Here is an 18,619-nt window from a genome sequence, read left to right as displayed (position 1 = left end):
CACGGCACCTGGTTCGCGCGAAGGCCGGCCCTCTCGGGCCGGCCTTTTCGGCGGTGTCCCGTGTCGGCCGGGAGGTTCAGGCCGGACGGCGGGGGCGGTGGAGGGCGAGCCGGAGGCCGCTGGCGAGGACCCACAGGACCAGGGGCCAGATGGCGATCCGTTCGAAGCCGCCCTGGAAGGCGTGCCCGTGCAGTTCGATGCCGAAGCAGACGCCGGCCGCCAGCCCCAGACAGCCGGTCGTCCGACCGCAGCGCCCCCACCAGCGCGGCAGGGCCCCGGTGTCCGACAGCAGCGGGGCCAGCACGGTCACGGCGACGTTCCCGCACAGCAGGGCGACGAGGGCTCCCGCGTAGTGCGGCACGGGCCGGACGTCGTACGGGCTCGCCGCGATCACGACGGTGCCCGCCGCGGCCAGGAGGACCAGGGCGACCGCCAGTGAGCGGCGGCGTCCCGGGCGCAGCATCGGGCGGACGAACAGCACCCCGGCGCCCAGGCCGACCGCGGCCAGGGCCCAGGACAGGTTCACCGCCGTGGACAGGGGGGAGCACACCCAGCGGCCGTCCAGGTGCGAGCAGTCGGCGGCGCCGAGCGTCGACACCATGTCGCGGGCCAGGTCCGGCGCGTGCATGCGGGTGGAGGCGAGCCTGCTCACGACGGCCGTCTGGACGGCCGAGGCCAACCACAGGAGACCGCCGATCCGGGCGGCCGTGCGGTGGCGGGCAGGGGTCCGGGGGCGTGGGCCCGGCCGGATCGGAGGGGTGGGTGAGGGCAGTGTGGTCATGCGTTCCACGCTCCGGCCGGACCGGCTCCGGCCGCGTCCGGCGAACGGCCTCTCCGCGCGCCGCTGCGGAATCGTCCTCTTCCCGGCCGATCGAAGGAAGGGGTCCGGTCGCGGGTCCGTGCGGCATGCGTGAGGGCCCGGTGCCGTTCGGCACCGGGCCCTCACGGGCGGGCTGGCCCTACGCCTTGAACACCGTGGACGGGACGTTGAGCACGGTCGACGGCAGCGTGGTGCCGGCGAGGGATATGGCCTTCTCGCCTGCGGGGAGGTTGATGGCCTTCCCGTTCACCGGCAGGTTGATCGCCTTCTCGCCTGCGGGCAGGTTGATGGCCTTCTCGCCTGCGGGCAGGTTGATCGCCTTCTCACCGGCCGGCAGGGCCTTCGCCCCGGTGGTGGCCGCCGACACGGTCGCTGCCTGTGCGTTGAAGGCGGTGCCCGTCAGGGCGACGGCGCCGACGGTCAGGGCGGTGGCAGTGAGAGCACGGAGCTTGCGCATGGTCTGTTCCTCCGAATGCGGGGGACCATCGGTGCCGTGCCGGGTTCCGGCAGGTCCCGTGGGGGGGAGATGGGGGTTCCTCGGGCACCGATGCGTCCAGTGAAGCCGCAGGGCGCTCACCGCGGCGTCGTCCGACCGGAGGACCGCCAGGACGACAGGGCGACGACACGGGCGCAGGGCCGCGGGACCCGAAGAACCCCCGGTCGCGGACCGGGGGTTCTTCGGCGGGCGTGCGGAGGCGGCGTTCAGGGGCAGGGGACTCGGGGGCCCGCCGCGGGGACGTGGGGCGTGCCCAGTCGGCGTACCTCGGCGCTCACCACGTCCACCACCCGCTCCGCCTGGCCGTCCGTGAGGACGAGGGGCGGGGTCAGCCGGATCGCGCCGACCGCGCGGGGGACGAGTACGCCCGCGGCGGCGGCCCGGGCGGGGATCGCGCGGGCCCGTTCCGCGATCGCCGGGTCGCCGGTCAGTTCCACCGCCAGCATCAGGCCCCTGCCGCGCACCGTGCGGACCCAGGGCAGGTCCTCCAACGGGCGCAGCGCCGCCAGTATCGCGGCGCCGGTCGCGGCGGCCCGGCAGGTCAGGTTCTCCCGTTCGATGATGTCGAGGTTGGCCAGCGCCACGGCCGCGGCCGTGGCGTGCCCGCTCGCGGTGAAACCGTGCCGCAGCGGGAAACCGTCCAGCATTTCCAGGACTCGGCGGCCGACCAGGACCGCCCCCATGGGGATGTAGCCGCTCGTCAGGGCCTTCGACGTGACCACGATGTCCGGTTCGAGGCCGAGGCCCGGCGAGGCGAACCAGTCGCCGGTGCGCCCGTATCCGGTCGCCACCTCGTCGGCGACGAGCAGGATGCCGTGGGCGTCGAGGACGCGCCGTACGGCGGGCCAGTAGCCGGCGGGCGGCACCACGTTGCCCGCCACACCCATGACCGGCTCGCCGATGAACGCGCCGATGCGGGAGGCTCCGACGCTCCGGATCCGCTCCTCCAGTTCGGCCACCAGGTACGGGACGGCGTCCGGGCCGAGTGCGGCCGGGTCGGGCCGGGTGAGCCGGACGGTGTACCGGGAGGACCCGGCGCCCAGGCCCTGGTGGACCTCGTCGCGGGCGGTGACGGCGAGGGCTCCGGCGGTCGCGCCGTGGTAGGAGCCCTCCAGGGCGAGCACGTACGGCCGGTGCCGCCCGTCGCGGTGGAAGTGCGCGAGGCGGGCCAGCTTCAGGGCGGTCTCGGTGCCCTCGCTGCCCGAGGAGGTGTAGAACACCCGGCTGCCGGGCACCGGTGAGAGGCCCACGAGCCTGCGGGCCAGCAGCAGCGCCGGCTCGTTGACCGGTCCGGCGTGCAGCGGGTAGGCCATCAGTTCGCGCATCTGCGCGGCCGCCGCGTCGGCGAGTTCACCGCGGCCGTAGCCGACCGCGCACTGGCCGAGTCCGGCGAGGGTGTCGATCAGCGCCCGGCCGGTGCTGTCCCACACCACCGCTCCGCGGCCGCGCACGAGGCAGAGCCTGTCGGCCGGGGACCGGCCGACCAGGGCATTGGGGAGCAGGACCGGGTAGCCGGCGTCCCGGTCCGGGGCGGTGGCCGCGGCCGGGTGGAGCCCGGCCGGCAGGGGGGTCTTCGGCAGCATGTGCGCCTCCTCGCGTCGCGCCGTGCAGGACGCGTTCACGGTAGGCACGGTGCCCCTGGGGCCCTTCATGCGTTCGAGCGATGCCCGGGACGACGGCGGGGTGGCCCGGGCACGGACGGCCCCGGGCGCACCCGGCTCCGGGGGTCATTCGAGCAGGTGCGTCCGCATCGCCTTGGCGACGGCCGCGCCCCGGTCGGACACGCCGAGCTTCTCGTACAGCCGGCGCAGGTGCGTCTTGACCGTGGTCGGCGCGAGGTAGAGCTCCTTGGCCATGTCGGGCACCGACAGGCCCTGCGCGATCATCTGGAGGACCTGCCGTTCGCGGGCGCTGAGCAGCGGTTCCTCCGACCGGGCGCGCGAGCGCACCTCGGAGGCGAGTCCGGTGACCAGTTCGGGCGGCAGCACGCTCTCGCCCTTGGCGCAGGCCATGACGGCCGCGACGATGTCGTCGCGGTCGGCGCCCTTGGAGAGGTATCCGGCGGCGCCCTCCTGCACGGCCCGGTAGACGACGTCGCTCTCGGTCGTGGCCGACAGCAGCAGCACCCGGGTCTGCAACTCGTCCCGGGCGACGGCGTGCGCCACCTCCAGCCCGTCGAGCTCCGGCATCCGGTAGTCGAGCAGGGCCACCGCGGGCCCGTGCTCACGGATCGCCTCCAGGGCGGCGCGTCCGTCGGCGACGGACGCCACGACCTCGATGCGGCCGCTGCCGGTCAGCGCGGAGACGATGCCCTCCCGGTAGACGGGGTGGTCGTCGCCGACGACCACGCGGACCCGTTCCTTCTGTCCGTACGTCATGCCGTCTCGCCGCCCGAGTCGCCGGGCAGGGTCGCGGCGGGGTCGGGGTTGACGTCCGGGTCCCGGTGGCGGTCCAGGGGCACGGTGACCCGTACCCAGGTGCCGCGTTCCGCGGGGAGCAGCTCCATGCGTCCTCCCAGGGCCTCGATCCGGGCGCGTTGCGAGGCCATTCCGATGTGGCCCTCGGCCAGCCGGTCGGCGAGCAGGCCCGGGTCCACGCCGACCCCGTCGTCCTGCACTTCCAGGATCACCGCAGTCCCGGTGTCCCGCAGCCCCACGCGGACGCGCGTGGCCCGGGCGTGCCGGACGACGTTGCCGAGGAGCTCGCGGGCCGCCCCGAAGAGCATGGGGTCGGCAGGGGTCCTGGGGGTGCGGTCCAGGGCGCAGTCGACGGTGATGCCGCCACGTTCCGCGGCGGTCTCCGCGAGGGTCCGCACCGCCGCGGCCAGGCCGGCCTGCTCCAGCACGGAGGGGTGCAGCGTCACGCTGACCTGGCGCAGTTCGCGTTCGACGTCGGCGAGCAGCTCGTACGCCCGGTCCACGTACGCGGGGCCGCCGTCGGCGGCCTTGCGTGCCTGGCCGAGGTCCTGGCGTACCGCCAGGACCGTCTGCAGCGGACCGTCGTGCACGGACTCGGCGACGGCGCGGCGTTCCCGGCTCTCGGCCGATACGACGTCCTCCAGCAGCACGGAGCGGCTGATCGTCAGTGCGGCCACGCTCGCGAGCCGGCGTTCCTGGACCCGCGACACCGCGATCGCGACGGCGCACAGCAGGACCAGCATGGCGAGGATGGCCAGGCCCTGGCCGGTGCCGAGCTGCCGGCGGAAGGCCGGGTCGGAGAGGACGGCTCCGCCGCCCGCGATGGCCGCCAGCGACAGCAGGAGCGCCTTGCGGCCGGGGTGGGTGGCGGTGAAGAACGGCAGGAAGGCCAGCAGGCCGAGCGAGAGGTAGCTGCCGACGGACAGGAACTGCAGGGCGCACACGGCACCCACGTCCATGATCGCCATCGGGGTCGTCTCACGGATGCGCCGGGCCCGGACGGGCCGGTGCCGCCACATCCACCAGGTCACCAGGGACAGCAGCCCGTACACGCCGACCAGGGCGAACTGTGCGGGCCACTGGTCGGGCGGGGTGCCCGCCCACGCCACCAGCGCCATGACGGCCACGAGGCCGAGCCGCAGGATGCTGCGCAGGCGCTGTGCCTGTTCGTCGAAGTCGAGGTAGATGGCGGCGACCGCGTCGGCCCCGGCGGCGCCGGGCTCCACCGGCGGCCAGTGCCCGACCCCGTTGCGTCCGGCGCCTTCGCTGCCGTCCTGGTGCACCGTCCCATTTTAGGCCGGGTCGTCGTATCGGGCCGGGTGCCGTGTCCCCCGAACGGGTGCGGGAGGGAGGATCCGGTAGGGCCGGTGGGCGGCCCGGCCGGGTGGTGCCCCCGCGCGGGACCGCTTCCTACGCTGGCGCGGCCGCGAGAGCGCGGTCCCGAGAGGAGGACGCCATGCGCGCCACACTGATCCAGCTCCGCGTCGACGACACCGAGGACGCGTCGGCCCGCCGCCGTCGGGCGGCGGGCCTCGTACGGGCCCGGGCCGGGGACGATCTGGTGGTCCTGCCCGAAGGGTGGGCCGCCGGGGCCTGGAACCATGCCACCTGGTCCCGTGACGCCGAGCCGCTGGACGGGCCAACCGCGCGGGCGATGTCCGGCGCGGCCAGGGACGCAGCCGTCTGGCTGCACGCCGGGACCATCGTGGAACGCGCCCCGGACGGGACCCTCTACAACACCGCCCTGGTGTTCGGTCCGGACGGCGCTCTCCGGGGCCACTACCGCAAGATCCACCGGTACGGCTTCGACACCGGGGAGGCGGCCCTGATGGGGGCCGGCGAGCGGATCGTGACCGTGCCGACGGGCTCCGGCCCGATCGGTCTGGCCACCTGTTACGACCTGCGCTTCCCGGAGCTGTTCCGGGCCCTGCTCGACGCCGGGGCGCGGTTCCTGGTGGTCCCGGCGGCCTGGCCGGCCGGGCGGCTGGAGCACCTGCGGCTGTTCGTCCGTACGCGGGCCGTCGAGGAGCAGTGCTTCGTCCTGGCCTGTGTCGCCGCGGGTGAGCACGGCGGGGTCCGGCAGGCCGGTCACAGCATGGTCGTCGACCCGTGGGGCACGGTCCTGGCCGAGGCGGGCGAGGACGAGGAGGTCCTCACCTCCGCCATCGACCCGAACGAGGTGGACCGCGTCCGGGCCGAACTCCCCGTCCTGCGCGACCGTGTCCTGGGCATCCCCGCTCCCGTGCGCTGATCCGGGCGTCGCCCGCCCGGTTGTCCTTCGTTCGGGCGAGAGGGCGGAGGAGGGCGGTCCGCTCGGTGGCCGGACCCGCCGGACGACGCGCCGGCGCGTGCCCCTCCCGCACAGTCGAAAGGGCGCAACGCCGCGCCCCCTCCACGACCTTCGGGAGTCCGTCATCATGAACGACCGTGCCATCGCCGCCGAGTTCACCGGCACCGCCCTGCTCGTCTTCTTCGGTGTGGGGGCCGCCGCCGTCGCCGGGCCGCTGATCGGACCGATCGGCATCGCCCTCGTCTTCGGCCTGGTCCTGCTGGCCCTCGCCTACGCCCTCGGCCCGGTCTCCGGGGCCCACCTCAACCCCGCGGTGACCTTCGGTCTGCTCCTGGCCGGGCGGATCGGCCCGCGGACCGCCGTCCGTTACGCCGTCGCGCAGTGCGCGGGCGGTGTCGTCGGCGCGGGCGTGCTCTACGTACTGGTCAGCGCGATCCCCGGGTTCAGCGTGCACGGTGCCTTCGGCACCAACGGCTGGGGCTCCCGCTCCGCCGTCGGCATCAACGGGGCCGGCGCCTTCCTCGCGGAGGCCGTCCTGACCATGCTCCTGGTCCTGGTGGTGCTGGGCGTCACCCGCCGCGGCGCGGCTCCCGGTGCGGGCGGCGCCGCGATCGGCCTCACCCTCTCCGCGCTGGTGCTGGTCGGACTGCCGCTGACGGGCTGCGGGGTGAACCCGGCGCGCAGCCTGGGTCCGGCCGTGTTCGCCGGGGGTGCGGCCCTGTCCCAGCTGTGGCTGTTCCTCGTGGCCCCGCTGGTGGGCGGTGCGCTGGCGGCGGGCGTGGACCGGCTGGTCCACCCCGTGCCGCGCGTCACCACCGTGGTGACGGGCCGCGACACCGTGACCGCGGGCGCCGTGTGAGGAGCGGTCCGCGCGCCCACGCACCGGCCGGTGGGCGGGGTTCCTCCCCGGAACCCCGCCCACCGGCTTGCGCGGCTGCTCGACCGGGGTGCGGTGCCAGGCGTCCTCGATCGGCGCGAGGGCGGCGAGAGGCCGGCGGCCGGGGCACGGTGTCGTCGCGGTACGGACCGTCCGGAGGACAGGGCGGAGCGGGGCCGTTCCCACCCTGGAGGAGGACGCCCGGCCGGGGCCGCCGGGGCCGCCCGTGCCGGCGCGCGGGCGGCCCCGGACGGGCTTGCCCGTCCTCCCCTCCCCCGAAGCCCGATGGAAAGGCACCGCCATGAGCCAGGAAGAGAACCTGCTGCACCGCATCCTCGACCATGCCAGCCGCCCCGACCCGTACCCGCTGTACGCCGAACTGCGCCGGACCCCGGTGTGGCACGAGCCCGGCGGCCCGTACGTGGTCAGCGGGTTCCGGGACATCCGGCTGCTGCTGCACGACCCGCGGATCAGCTCCGATGCCCGCAACCTCACGACGGACACGGGCGATCCGCTGATCGAGGCGGTCGAGGCCGACGGGAGCGGCGGGAGCGGCGGCCCGGACGGCGGCCGCTCGGGCGTGCTGCCTCCCGGCTTCCTGCGCCTCGACCCGCCCGAGCACGACCGGCTGCGCCGGATGACCAACCACCCCTTCGGCCCGCCGCACTCGCCGCACAAGGTCCACGACATGCGCGCCGAACTGACCACCGTCGTCGACGGCCTCATCGACCGCATCGGGTCCGACGCGGACCCCGACGACATCGACCTGGTCGGCGCGTTCGCCTACCCCTTCCCGGTGACCGTGATCTGCCGGCTGCTGGGCGTACCCCGCGAGGATGAACCCCGGTTCCACGTCTGGGCCGAAGCCGTCGCGGCGAGCCTCGACCCCGACCCGGACGCACCCGACCCGACCGAGCGCCTGCGCGCCTCCCACGACGCCCGGCTCGCACTCGGCGGATACCTCGCCGAGCTCATCGAGGAGCGCAGGCGCCACCCCGGTGAGGACATGATCTCCCGGCTCGCGGCGGGCGACGGCCCGGACGGCCCCATGAGCACGATGGAGCTGCTCACCACCTCCGCGCTGCTCCTCGTCGCCGGGCACGAGACCACGGTCAACCTGATCGCGAACGGCATGCTCACCCTGCTGCGGCATCCCGCGGCGCTCGAACGCCTGCGGCAGGACCCCGGGTTCGCCGCCCCGCTGGTGGAGGAACTCCTGCGCTACGAACCCCCCGTCCAGCTGCTGCCGCAGCGCACGCCGCTCAGCCCCGTCGAGGTACGCGGCACCACCATCCCTCAGGGCGCCTCGGTATGGCTGATGCTCGCCGCCGGCAATCGGGACCCGGAGCAGTTCACCGACCCCGAGCGGTTCGACCCCGACCGGCGCGACCTGCAGCACCTGGGCCTGGGCAGCGGCATCCACAGCTGCTTCGGGGCGCCGCTGGCGCGCCTGGAGGCGCAGATCGCGCTGAGCCGGCTCGCGGCACGGCTGGAGGGGCCCCGGCTGCTCGCGGACCCGCCGCCCTACCGGCGCAACGCGGTCCTGCGCGGCCCGCGCGCGCTGCCCGTCGCCTGTGCCGGCGTACGCCCCTGAGGCGGCTCGGGGCGCGCAGCAGGGCCGTACGGGCTGGGAGCCCGTACGGCCCTTCGCGTGTCGCGTCTTCGACGGCGCGGCCTCACGCCGCGCCGCGGACGGACTCCGGGGCGCAGTACGCGGGCCGCGCCAGGGCCTCGCACACCGCGTGTTCCAGGGCGGTGTCCGTGCGGGGCGCCGTCTCCCAGCGCCGGGCGACGTAGCCGTCGGGCCGCACCAGCACGGCCCCGTCGGGGCCGATGCCGTAGAGGGCGGGGAAGGCCCGGCGCGGATCGCGCAGGCCGGCGTGCGGGCCGCCGATCCGGTACGCGTGGAACGGGGCCCCGGATCCGGCCGCGGCCCTCGTCCCGGCGGGCAGCCAGCGCTGCCCGAGCGGACCGGCGAGCAGCGTGAACCCGGCCCCGAAGAGGTCGAGCACCGACACCCGGGCGCGGTCGCCGTCCTGCGGGAGCCACAGGTGCGGTGCCCGGCTGCCGGGCCGCCCGGTGGGGTGGTACGGGTCCTCGCAGGGGCCCGCGTCCGGACCTCCGGCGGGGTCGGGGTAGAGGTATCCGAGCTGGAGGGTCTCCGGGTCCAGGGCTTCCGGCAGGGCGCGGGCGGTGGCGAGTACGTGCCAGAGGGTGTGGGCCGCGACGCGGCTGCGCTCGGCGTCGTAGGTGTCGAGGAGACGGCCGTCCGCGCTGCCGTGCAGCACCGCGGCGAGTTTCCAGGCGAGGTTGTGGGCGTCCTGGATGCCGGTGTTGCCGCCGAGTCCGCCGATGACGGGCATGGTGTGGGCGGCGTCGCCCAGCAGGAACACCCGGCCCTCGCCGAACCGTTCGGCCACCACCGCGGAGGCGCCCCAGCGCAGCACGCTGTGCACGTCGGGTTCGAGTCCGGGCAGCCCGGTGACCCGGCGCAGCCGGTCCCGGGCGTAGCGGCCGAGCTCCTCCTCGCGTGCTCCGGTGGCGAGCGGGATGTCGGGGATGCCGTACTCCCACAGCGGGGCGTGCGGGGTGCCGCGGGCGAAGAGCACCTCGCGGTCCGGGAACACCACGGCGGTGGGGCGGCGGCCGTGCAGCACGGGGTCGAGGTCGGCGGCGAACACCGTGCTGAGGAAGCGCGGTGCGCCGCGGCGGCCGTGCAGTGCGATGCCGAGGGCCTCGCGGACGGGACTGCGGGTGCCGTCGGCGGCCAGGAGGTAGCAGCACCGGACGGTGCGGGACCGGCCGGTGGAGCGGTCGAGGATCCGGGCGGTGACGCCGTACGGGTCCTGGACGAAGCCGGTGAGTTCGCGGCCGAAGAGCACCCGGGCACCGCGGCGGCGGGCCTCGGCCAGCAGGATCGGTTCGAGGCGGTTCTGGTCGCAGAGCCGGCTGCCGGCGGGGCTGACGGGCAGGGTCGGGTCCCCGGGCGCGCCGAGCCGGGTGTACGTGGCGTCGGCGAGGGTGCGTGCGTGGAACCAGCCGCTGGGGCGGCTGCTCACGGCGTCGATGGCGGGCTCCAGACCGACGGAGCGGAAGACCTCGCCCGAGCGCGCGGTGAGCACGCGTGAGCGGGGGTGGGTGCCGATGCCGGAACGGCGCTCCACCACCAGGCACTTCACGCCGTGGTGGGCGAGCAGCACGGCGGCCGACAGGCCGCTGAGGCTTCCGCCGACGACGAGGACCGGCACGTGGTCGGGGCCGGGCCCCTTGTCGTCGGCGGGGCGGGGGGCCGGGCCGGTGTCCGTCGCGGTGATCATGCCGGGGCAGCGGCTCAGCGGCCGATCGAAGCCGTCGCGACGGCCATGCCGATGCGCTGGGCGCGGGCCCGGTCGGCCGAGGCGGGGGGTGTGTTCATGGCGCGGCCGACGCAGAAGGACAGCCAGCCTTCGGCTCGCGGGGTGCCGCGGCCGGTGCGTCCGGTCTGGGCGAGCCGGCCGCGGTCCGCCCCGTCCGGGGTGGTCGTGTCCGGGGTCGTCGTGTCCGGGGCGGTCGTGTCCGTCTGCTTGCGGTGCTTCCTCATGGTCCTTCGTCCCTCCGCAGGTCGGTGACCGGCACGGGCCCGGACGGGCATGCGTGCGTCCGGGGCTCCGGGCCGGATGGTGCGGGGGGCCGCACCACCCCTCCAGTGCAGCCCGCGGGGGCCCGCGCCGGTGTCGTCCGACCGGCCGAACCGGGGGACGACCGCCGCGTCGGGGTGTGCGGCCGGCCCCGCGCGGACGTCGTCCCGTTGCACGTCGTCCCGTCGATGGCCCGACTGCAGGACGAGGCGGCCGGTCCGCCGTTCCTACGGTGACTGCAGGAGGCCGTACGAACACCGGCCCGCACCGTGAGAGGACCCGTCCATGACCACCGCACCTTCGCGCCCCGCCGCCCCGGTCACCGCCACCGCCGCCACCGCCGTGCCGGTGGGGGGCCTGCCTTACCTCGGCTCGGGGATCGGCTACCGCACCGAGATCAAGGACGCCATCGGCTCTCCCGGGAGCCGCGTCGACTGGCTCGAAGTGATCACCGAGCACTACCTGTTCGCCCCGCCGGACGTCCGTGACGTCCTGCACCGTCTGCGCCGCCGGTTCCGCGTCGTGCCGCACGGCCTGGAGCTGTCGATCGGTGCCCCGCGCGAGCCCTCGCCCCGGTACGTGGACGCCCTGGCCCGGCTCGTCGACGAGATCGACGCGCCCTGGTTCAGCGACCACCTGTGCTTCACCCGCGCCGCGGGCGTGGCCCTGAGCACCCTGACCCCACTGCCCCGGACCCGGGAGATCGCCCGTGAGGTGGGCCGGCGCGCCCAGCGCGTCCAGGCCGCCGTCGGCAGGCCGTTGATCCTGGAGAACGTCACGTACTACATCAATCTGGAATCGCCGCTCTCCGAGGCGCAGTTCATCGCCGAGGTGATGGAGCACTGCGAGTGCGGGCTGCTGCTGGACCTGACGAACCTCGACATCAACGCGCGCAACCACGGCTACTCGGCCATGGAGTTCCTCGACACGATCCCGGTGGAGCGCGTCGTGCAAGTGCACCTGGCGGGCGGGACCGGCGGCGAGGACGACCGGATGGACCTGGACACGCACAGCGAACCGGTGCCGCCCGCAGTCTGGGACCTGCTCACGGAGCTGGTGGCCAGGGCCCCGGTGCGCGCCACGCTGCTGGAGCGGGACCAGAACTTCCCCGACGACTTCGCAGAACTGCAGGAGGAGCTCGACCACGCCCGACGCATCCTCGACGGCGCCGGCGGGCCGCGGGCGGGGGTGCGGTGATGGGCCTGCGCGAGGCGTTCGCCTCGGTCATCGCCTCCCCCGGGACCCTGGTACCGGAGCTGCGCGACGACCCCGGCGCGGTCCAGGCCCGCTTCGGACTGTCCGACGCGGAACTGGCGGTGCTGGCCGGGGTCGACGGCGAGAGTTACGCGTTCATGGCCGAGGAGAGCGGCGCCAAGCGCCGGATCCACCTCTCGGTCGGCATCCCGCGGACGGTGGAGGAGCTGGCCGAGCACCATCCGCGGGTGCTCGACGCGTTCCTGACCACGACCACGCTCCGCGAGGACCCGGACGAGCCCATGGGGATCGTACGGGCCTGCGAGCGCCTGCTGGCCTTCGACGGACTGCCGCCCGGGACGGCCGACTTCGGCCGGTTCGAGCTCGACCAGTACCTCCTGCTCAACGACTCCGCGGCCGCCGAGTCCTGTCGCCCCGGACGCCTCGCGCCGCTGCCGCACGCCGACGGGGTCCCGCTGGTCCTGTCGCCGGCGGTGCGCGTGGCGACGTACGGGCACGACGTGACCGACGCCGGGGCGCCGGTCCGGCTGCCCCGCGAGGAGGTGACCGTGCTGCTCCAGCGGGCGTGGGACGCGCCGCTGCGGGCCTACCGGATCGGCGCCGGTACCGGACTCCTCATGGCCGGCTGCGACGGCACCCGTACGGGCCGCGAGGCCGCGCGGGACGCCGACCTGCCCGAGGCCGAGGCCCTCGAGCTGCTGGAGCGGCTGGTGGCCGGCGACATCGTGCGCGCGGTACCGACGCTCGTCCACCAGGTTCGTCCGACCGTATGACGCGTCCTCCCGGGCCCGTCCGGTGTCCTGGAGGCGACCCGTCCACCCACTCCGACGAGGAGGGATTCCCATGAACAGCACGTTCCCCGAACCGTCCGCCGGTGCCTTCGGCCCGGCGCTCTCCCTGACGCCGCTGCCCGACGGCGTGGCGTCCCGCCGGTCCGGCCCGCCCCGGGACTTCAACTGCTTCTGCGTCTTCTGCACCCAGGCCGCCGACCCGTCCCTGACCCGTCCGCCGCGCGCCGCGGCCGGCCGGTCCCGCTAGCGCATGCACCGGCGTCGCCCGTGCCGTTCCGGGGGCGGATCCCGATCCGCCCCCGGCCGGCGCGTCCGCCCGGTGGGACCTGGCCGGACCGGGTCCGGATTGAGTGGTGACCACTCACGTGCCGGTGCGGCCGGCCCGCGAAGCTGTTCCGGTCGCGCTCCGGACCGGGCCGGCCGTGCCGCCTCGTCCGCGGGGGGAGAGGCGGCGGGCCGGTGTGCCCGTCGTACCGGTGCGGCGGCGAAGCGGTGCCGCCCTCACCGGTTGCAGGGGGACGAGGGCGGCACCGGCCGGTGTCCCACGCCCCCGCCGCTCGTCTCACCCGCCGTCCGGGTCCCGCCGCGGGCCGTCCGCCCGCGCCTCCCGCAGCAGCTGGGCCGCCAGCGCGAGGGCCGAGTCGTGGGGCAGTGCGAGGTCCAGACCGGTGAGCGCGGTCAGCCGCGCGAGCCTCTTGTCCACGGTGTTCGGATGGACGCCGAGCCGGGCCGCGGTGGCCCGGCGGTCCCTGCACAGTTCCAGATGGGTGCGCAGGGTGGCGAGCAGCTCGGGCCGGCGCGCCACCGGATCCAGCAGGGCGGCGATGCGGTCGCCGCTCGGGCCCGGCCGGGACAGGTGGAACTCCAGCAGGACGTCGTCCAGGCGGTGGCCCGGCCCTTCGGCGGCGAGGCCCCGCGCCCTGGCGATCCGTACGATCTCCACCGCCGTACGGGAAGCCTCCGCGATCCCGGAGGCATCGGGAGCCGGAACCGCGGCGACGTGGACCGGGTGGCCGTATCCCCGCGACAGGGAACCGGCCAGATCCTCGGGGACCCCGGACCGTCCGGCCACCAGGGCCCGGCCGACCGTTCCGCGGCCGTCGTGTCCCGGTTCCAGGACGGCGGGCACGTCGGTGCCGAAGGACCGGCCCAGAGCGGCCCGCACACCGCGGAGCCGCCGCCTCCGGACGACCGCGCCGCCCTCGCGGCCGTCCGGGGACTCGTGCGGGGAGCCGTGCGGGGCGCGCGCTCCGTCGGCGCCGCGGCCTGCGGACCCGTGCCCGCCCGGGTCCTCGTCGCGGGGAGCCCGTGGGGCGAAGGCGACCAGCAGCAGCGGACCGTCGAGCGACAGGCCCCGGGCCCGGGCCTCTTCCGGGTGGCACGTTCCGTCCAGGACGTCGCGGACCAGTCGGTCGTGGCCCGAGCGGTCCTCCTGCGCCAGGGCTGCCGCCGCGTCGAGGTAGCTGCGGGTCACCACGCCGACGACCTCGCTCTGGGTTCGCAGCAGCAGGTCGACGAGTTCGGCCAGGGCCGCCTCCTCACCGGGGCGCGCCTCCCGGCGCAGGACCTCCCACAGGCCGTGGACCCCGACGGCGTAGGCCCGCAGGAGCAGGTCGAGCGGGACGCCCTCCTCGGCGCGCTGCCCGGCCCGCTCGGCGAAGATCCGGTACGCGTCCGCCGCCGACGGCGGGGCGACCACGCCGCGCAGGAAGGTGCGGACGCCGTGGCGGACGGTCGCCGCGATCTCCAGGTCCTTCAGGTCGGCCGGCAGGCGGTCGTAGCCCGGGACCGATTCGAAGAACTCCCGGCTCAGGCGGCGGGCCAGTGAATTGGCCCGCGCCTCGCAGCGCACGGCCAGAGCGCGGGCGTCCTCCGTGACCACGTGTCCCCCTGGGTCTCGGTGTGATGCGTCACCCTATCGCCGCCCCCGGGGTGTGACGAGGGGCTGTGTCGCCGCCCGTCCCCGCGACGCAGACTCGGCGCAGGTGAGGCGGCCCCGCCCCCCGTCGCCTCACAGCGTGGGTGCGGCGCGGGTGCGCTCGCGCGCGCCGGCGCCGTCCCCCGCCCCCTCACGGATCCGCCATATCCATCACATCCGTCACACCGGGAGCCGCCCCGGCACCACGACCACGACCACCACACGAGAAGCACCCCATCCGTACGGACAAGGAGAACGGCATGCACGGCACGACGACGAACCCCACCGACCCGCCCGGACCGGACCGGACGGAGGAGTACCTCGCGTACGCGGACCGGGTCTGGCGGGGTGAGGAGGACCTCACCGCCCATCTCGAGGGCCGCTTCTCGGGGGACCGCCTCGTCCAGGTGGGCGACGGCGTCGGGATGTACCCGGGATTCGCCAACTCGGTGGTCTTCGACACCGGTTCGGGCCTGGTCATGGTGGACTCCGGCGACGCGATCAGCGCGGCCCCGCGGCACGCCGCGGTACGCGCCTTCTCCCCCGAGCCGGTGCGCGCCGTCGTGTTCACGCACGGGCACGTCGACCACGTCGGCGGTACGGGCCCGTTCGACGAGGAGGAGACGCCGCCGGAGGTGATCGGCCACGAGGCCGTCGCCGCGCGGTTCGACCGGTACCGCGACACCGCCGGCTACAACGCGTGGGTCAACCGGCGTCAGTTCGGCGTGCCGTGGCTGGAGTGGCCGACCGAGTACCGCCGTCCCGACACCACCTACCGCGACCGCCACACCCTGCTTCAGGGATCCCTCACCTTCGAGCTGGTGCACGCACGGGGCGAGACCGACGACCACACCTACGTGTGGGTTCCCGAACTCGGCGTGCTGTGCACGGGCGACCTGTTCATATGGAACTCCCCCAACGCCGGCAACCCGCAGAAGGTCCAGCGGTATCCGCAGGAATGGGCCCGGGCCCTGAGGGACATGGCCGCCCTCGACGCCGAGGTGCTGCTGCCCGGGCACGGCGTACCGATCACGGGGGCGGACCGGGTCCGTCAGGCACTCCTGGACACGGCGCGGCTGCTGGAGAGCCTGTGCGAGCAGACGCGCGCCCTGATGAACGAGGGGGCGCGCCTGGACACCGTCGTCCAGCGGGTGCGGGTCCCGGCGGACCTGCTGGCGAAGCCGTACCTGCGCCCGGCGTACGACGAGCCGGAGTTCGTGGTCCGCAACCTGTGGCGGCTGTGGGGCGGCTGGTACGACCTCAACCCCGCGCACCTGAAGCCGGCGCCGGAGGCGGAGGTCGCCGCCGAACTGTGCGCCGCCGCCGGCGGTGCGGACGTACTGGCCCGGCGGGCCATGTCGCTGTTCGCGGAGGGGCGTCTGCGGCTCGCCTGCCACCTGGCGGAGACGGCCGCTCTGGCCGCCCCGGACGATGTCGCGGTGGCTCTGGTACGGGCCCGGGTCTACGGCGGCCGGGCCGAATCCGAGAGTTCGACGATGGCCCGGGGTGTCTTCTCGTGGGCGGCCGCGGAATCGGCGGCCGTCGTGGAGGGGACGGACGTGGCCACGGAGCTGGCCCGCACCGAGGCGGGCGCGCGGCACGCGGGGGGACTGATCGGGGTCGGGCTGTCGGACCCCGGCGGTACGTCGGCGGAGGTCGCCGGAGCGGCGGAGGGCACGGACCGTTCGGACGCCGAATCCGGTACCGGTGGCGGGGTGGTTCAGGAGGCGGCCGCGGGACCCCGGGGGTGAGGCGGCCGCGCCCTCTCGGCCCCGTGGCCCCCGCGCCGCCGTCGGCCGCGGCCGAGCGGGGCGCCTGGTCGAACACCCGGCTGCTCCTGCTGTTCATGGTCGTCAACTTCGCCGACAAGGCCGTGCTGGGGCTGGCCGGTCCGGACATCATGCGGGACCTGGGGCTCGGCCGGGAGGAGTTCGGCACGGCGCAGTCGGCGTTCTTCGCCCTGTTCTCGCTCTCCGCGGTGGGCGTCTCGCTGCTGACCCGCAGGGTGCGCACGACGGTCCTGCTGCTGGTCATGGCGCTGCTGTGGTCGGCGGCGCAGCTTCCGATGCTGTGGACGGCGGCCGGCTTCGGGACCCTCGTGGCCACCCGGGTCCTGCTCGGCGCCGCGGAGGGCCCCTCCGCACCGGTGGCCGTGCACCACCTCTACGGCTGGTTCCCGCAGCGGGACCGGACCCTGCCGACGGCCGTCCTGATGGTGGGTGCGGCGGTCGGGGTGGCGGTGGCGGCTCCCGTGCTGTCGTGGGTCATCGCCGGGTGGGGGTGGCGCTGGTCGTTCGGGCTGGTGGGGCTCGCGGGGATCGGGTGGGCGGCGCTGTGGGTACGGCGCGGGGGGCAGGGGCCGCTGGCGCCCGCTCTGCCGGGCCGGGGCGTCGGCGCAGGGGCAGGGGCAGGGGCAGGGGCGGTGGGCACCGCCGGTCCGGCGCTGCGCCGGATCCTGTGCTCCCCCACCGTCCTCGCCGCGGTCCTGGGCTGCTTCGCCGCCTACTGGCACATGAGCTCCCAGCTCACGTGGGTGCCGGACTACCTGCGGACCGACCTCGGCTGGAGCGGGTCGCTCGCCGGGGCGGTGGTGGCCGCGGGAGCCCTCGCCAACGGCGCGGTCCTCCTCGGCCACGGGCTGTGGGAGCGGCGCTCGGCGCGGCGTCCGGACCATGTGCCGAGGTTGCCTTCGGGGGCCGGGGCGGGACTGCTGATGCTGGTCGCGGCGGGCTCCGTCGCCGTGTTCGCCGTCGCGGAGCCGCTGTGGGTGCGGCTGCCGATGCTGGTGGGGCCGATGGCGCTGTCGGCGGTGATGATGACGGTCGCGCAGACCGCGTGCGGGCGGATCGTGCCGGCCGGTCGGCGCGGTCCCGTCCTGGGGCTCGTCGTGGGGGTGGCCTCGCTGGGCGGTGTGCTCTCCCCGGTGCTGCTGGGGCGGGTGATCGACGCGGCGCCGACCGCGGTGGCGGGGTACGAGCGGGCCTGGCTGCTGACGGCCGCACTGCTGGCGGCCGCGGGGGCGTGCGCGGCGGTCTTCCTGCGGCCGGAGCGCGACGCCCGGCGCCTGGGTGTGCCCGCGGACGGCGCGCCGGCCCCCGGCGTCCACGTGGTGTGACGGCCGGGGGCGGGCGGGTCGGCGAGCCGGTGGCTCAGCGGTGCGGGAGCGCGGGGGACCCTCCGAGGCCGTTCGCGGCGGGCACCGGGGCGAAGCTGTGGTCCACCGCCCACTCGGCGGCGTCGAGGGAGAGGTACTCGCCCCGGATCCGTCCCTCCCGCGTCCGCACCTCGTAGCGGTCGGCCATCTGGTGGATCTGGTACTGCGCCGGGCTCTCCGTGCGGATCATGGTCCCGCTCCTTCGCGATGGTGTCTCGGGTCACGCTCACCTGTCCCCCACCGTGCCGTAGCGGTGCCGCCCGCTCTGTCGGCCGAACGCACGGTCCGCCGGACGACACGGAGACGCAGGAGGACCCGCTGGGTCCTGCCGGGTCGTCCGTTCGTATGACGGCCGCTCTCACCCAGGGCCGAGAGGATGGGAATTTCCATCGCCCATGTTGGGAGGACGCCTCATGAAGAGCAGGATCTCCGCGCCGGGCTCCACAGCGCCCCGGTCGTCGTCCGTGTTCATGGAGTTGCTCGACTCGCGGGAAGGTGCAGCGGGCCGGCCGAAGAAGGGCTGTGCTTTCTGCACGCTCTGCATAGCGACCGCCGGTCACCTGCCGCCTCCGCATCGGAAGGACGGTTCCTCGTTCCAGTGACGCATACGAGGCCGCGAGACCCGGGAAGCCGGGCTCGCGGCCTCAGCCGTGGCCGGTCCGTGGTGCGCGGCGAGCCGGGCCCGGCCGATACACGGCCGCCGGCGGCGCTGCGGGCTCCGGGATCCGGGATCCGGGCTCCGGCGGATCAGGCGCCGGGCGTCCCTCCGGCCCGTCCGGCCGTCTCAGCCGGAGCCTCGGCCGACTCGACTAGTCTCAAACGGGTGATCGAGTACATCAACCACCTCGGCGCCCGCCCGCCCGTCCCCGGACCCGCACCCACCCCCACCACACCCGTCGTCTGGGCCCTCAACACCACCATCGACACCGTCGGCGGCCACCCCGTCACCCACGCCCACACCATCCTCGACGCCTCCGAACGCGAACGCGCCGCCCGCTTCCGCACCCCCGGCCTCACCCACCGC

Annotated in this window: 17 protein-coding genes and 1 pseudogene; 9 read left to right on the top strand and 9 right to left on the bottom strand. The window is 75.4% G+C overall.

Features of this window, described 5'->3' with window-relative positions; genetic code table 11:
- Positions 1 to 76 precede the first annotated feature (76 nt).
- The 5 genes from AB0O53_RS29470 to AB0O53_RS29450 form a co-directional block, all read right to left on the bottom strand.
- Positions 77 to 781 carry a hypothetical protein gene (locus AB0O53_RS29470; protein ID WP_350999702.1) on the bottom strand — a complete coding sequence of 235 codons (705 nt, stop codon included), beginning with the start codon at positions 779 to 781 and terminating at the stop codon, positions 77 to 79.
- Positions 782 to 959: 178 nt separating this feature from the next.
- A complete protein-coding gene (locus AB0O53_RS29465) occupies positions 960 to 1,277 on the bottom strand; it encodes a hypothetical protein (protein WP_350999700.1) in 318 nt (105 codons plus the stop codon).
- Between the two features lie 245 nt (positions 1,278 to 1,522).
- Positions 1,523 to 2,899 (bottom strand): aminotransferase family protein, encoded by a 1,377-nt coding sequence (locus AB0O53_RS29460; RefSeq protein WP_350999698.1) that lies wholly within the window; start codon positions 2,897 to 2,899, stop codon positions 1,523 to 1,525.
- 144 nt (positions 2,900 to 3,043) lie between these two features.
- Positions 3,044 to 3,694, bottom strand: a complete 651-nt coding sequence (locus tag AB0O53_RS29455) for a response regulator (protein WP_350999697.1) — start codon at positions 3,692 to 3,694, stop codon at positions 3,044 to 3,046.
- Complete coding sequence (locus AB0O53_RS29450) at positions 3,691 to 5,016, bottom strand: ATP-binding protein (RefSeq protein ID WP_350999694.1); 1,326 nt, start codon at positions 5,014 to 5,016, stop codon at positions 3,691 to 3,693. Before AB0O53_RS29450 ends, AB0O53_RS29455 begins: the two co-directional genes overlap by 4 nt.
- A 173-nt stretch (positions 5,017 to 5,189) precedes the next feature.
- Between AB0O53_RS29450 and AB0O53_RS29445 the strand changes: the two genes are divergently transcribed.
- The 3 genes from AB0O53_RS29445 (at position 5,190) to AB0O53_RS29435 (ending at position 8,494) form a co-directional block, all read left to right on the top strand.
- Positions 5,190 to 5,984: a nitrilase-related carbon-nitrogen hydrolase gene (locus AB0O53_RS29445; protein ID WP_350999691.1), complete on the top strand. Its 795-nt coding sequence runs from the start codon at positions 5,190 to 5,192 to the stop codon at positions 5,982 to 5,984.
- Positions 5,985 to 6,150: 166 nt separating this feature from the next.
- Positions 6,151 to 6,882: an aquaporin gene (locus AB0O53_RS29440; protein WP_350999688.1), complete on the top strand. Its 732-nt coding sequence runs from the start codon at positions 6,151 to 6,153 to the stop codon at positions 6,880 to 6,882.
- Between the two features lie 319 nt (positions 6,883 to 7,201).
- On the top strand, positions 7,202 to 8,494 hold the full coding sequence (locus AB0O53_RS29435) for a cytochrome P450 (RefSeq protein ID WP_365199665.1): 1,293 nt from the start codon (positions 7,202 to 7,204) through the stop codon (positions 8,492 to 8,494).
- An 82-nt stretch (positions 8,495 to 8,576) separates the two neighbouring features.
- Here the strand turns inward: AB0O53_RS29435 and AB0O53_RS29430 are convergent, their stop codons facing one another.
- Positions 8,577 to 10,217: an FAD-dependent monooxygenase gene (locus tag AB0O53_RS29430; protein ID WP_350999682.1), complete on the bottom strand. Its 1,641-nt coding sequence runs from the start codon at positions 10,215 to 10,217 to the stop codon at positions 8,577 to 8,579.
- A 14-nt stretch (positions 10,218 to 10,231) separates the two neighbouring features.
- Complete coding sequence (locus AB0O53_RS29425; RefSeq protein ID WP_365199661.1) at positions 10,232 to 10,480, bottom strand: hypothetical protein; 249 nt, start codon at positions 10,478 to 10,480, stop codon at positions 10,232 to 10,234.
- Between the two features lie 322 nt (positions 10,481 to 10,802).
- On the opposite strand from AB0O53_RS29425, the gene AB0O53_RS29420 reads away from it, so the two are divergent.
- The 3 genes from AB0O53_RS29420 (at position 10,803) to AB0O53_RS29410 (ending at position 12,770) form a co-directional block, all read left to right on the top strand.
- Positions 10,803 to 11,714, top strand: coding sequence for an MbnB/TglH/ChrH family RiPP precursor modification enzyme (locus AB0O53_RS29420; RefSeq protein ID WP_350999679.1), 912 nt, complete (start codon positions 10,803 to 10,805; stop codon positions 11,712 to 11,714).
- Positions 11,714 to 12,505, top strand: a complete 792-nt coding sequence (locus AB0O53_RS29415) for a hypothetical protein (protein ID WP_350999676.1) — start codon at positions 11,714 to 11,716, stop codon at positions 12,503 to 12,505. Before AB0O53_RS29420 ends, AB0O53_RS29415 begins: the two co-directional genes overlap by 1 nt.
- 70 nt (positions 12,506 to 12,575) lie before the next feature.
- Entirely contained in the window at positions 12,576 to 12,770 is a 195-nt protein-coding gene (locus AB0O53_RS29410) for a hypothetical protein (RefSeq protein ID WP_350999675.1), read from the top strand.
- A 315-nt stretch (positions 12,771 to 13,085) separates the two neighbouring features.
- Here AB0O53_RS29410 and AB0O53_RS29405 read toward each other — a convergent pair whose 3' ends face one another.
- Positions 13,086 to 14,405 (bottom strand): PucR family transcriptional regulator, encoded by a 1,320-nt coding sequence (locus AB0O53_RS29405; protein ID WP_365199658.1) that lies wholly within the window; start codon positions 14,403 to 14,405, stop codon positions 13,086 to 13,088.
- Between the two features lie 296 nt (positions 14,406 to 14,701).
- On the opposite strand from AB0O53_RS29405, the gene AB0O53_RS29400 reads away from it, so the two are divergent.
- Together AB0O53_RS29400 and AB0O53_RS29395 are read left to right on the top strand one after the other, a co-directional pair.
- Positions 14,702 to 16,192, top strand: coding sequence for an alkyl sulfatase dimerization domain-containing protein (locus AB0O53_RS29400; RefSeq protein ID WP_365199656.1), 1,491 nt, complete (start codon positions 14,702 to 14,704; stop codon positions 16,190 to 16,192).
- A 23-nt stretch (positions 16,193 to 16,215) separates the two neighbouring features.
- Positions 16,216 to 17,556 (top strand): MFS transporter, encoded by a 1,341-nt coding sequence (locus tag AB0O53_RS29395; RefSeq protein ID WP_365199653.1) that lies wholly within the window; start codon positions 16,216 to 16,218, stop codon positions 17,554 to 17,556.
- Between the two features lie 34 nt (positions 17,557 to 17,590).
- On the opposite strand, the gene AB0O53_RS29390 is transcribed toward AB0O53_RS29395, so the two are convergent.
- On the bottom strand, positions 17,591 to 17,785 hold the full coding sequence (locus AB0O53_RS29390; protein WP_365199650.1) for a hypothetical protein: 195 nt from the start codon (positions 17,783 to 17,785) through the stop codon (positions 17,591 to 17,593).
- Between the two features lie 633 nt (positions 17,786 to 18,418).
- On the opposite strand from AB0O53_RS29390, the pseudogene AB0O53_RS29385 reads away from it, so the two are divergent.
- Positions 18,419 to 18,619 (top strand): annotated as a pseudogene (locus tag AB0O53_RS29385) (4'-phosphopantetheinyl transferase family protein); the annotation flags it as partial.

This window comes from Streptomyces erythrochromogenes (assembly GCF_040684695.1).
GTDB classification, from domain to species: domain Bacteria; phylum Actinomycetota; class Actinomycetes; order Streptomycetales; family Streptomycetaceae; genus Streptomyces; species Streptomyces erythrochromogenes_C.
This window is presented reverse-complemented; position numbering and strand designations above follow the sequence as displayed.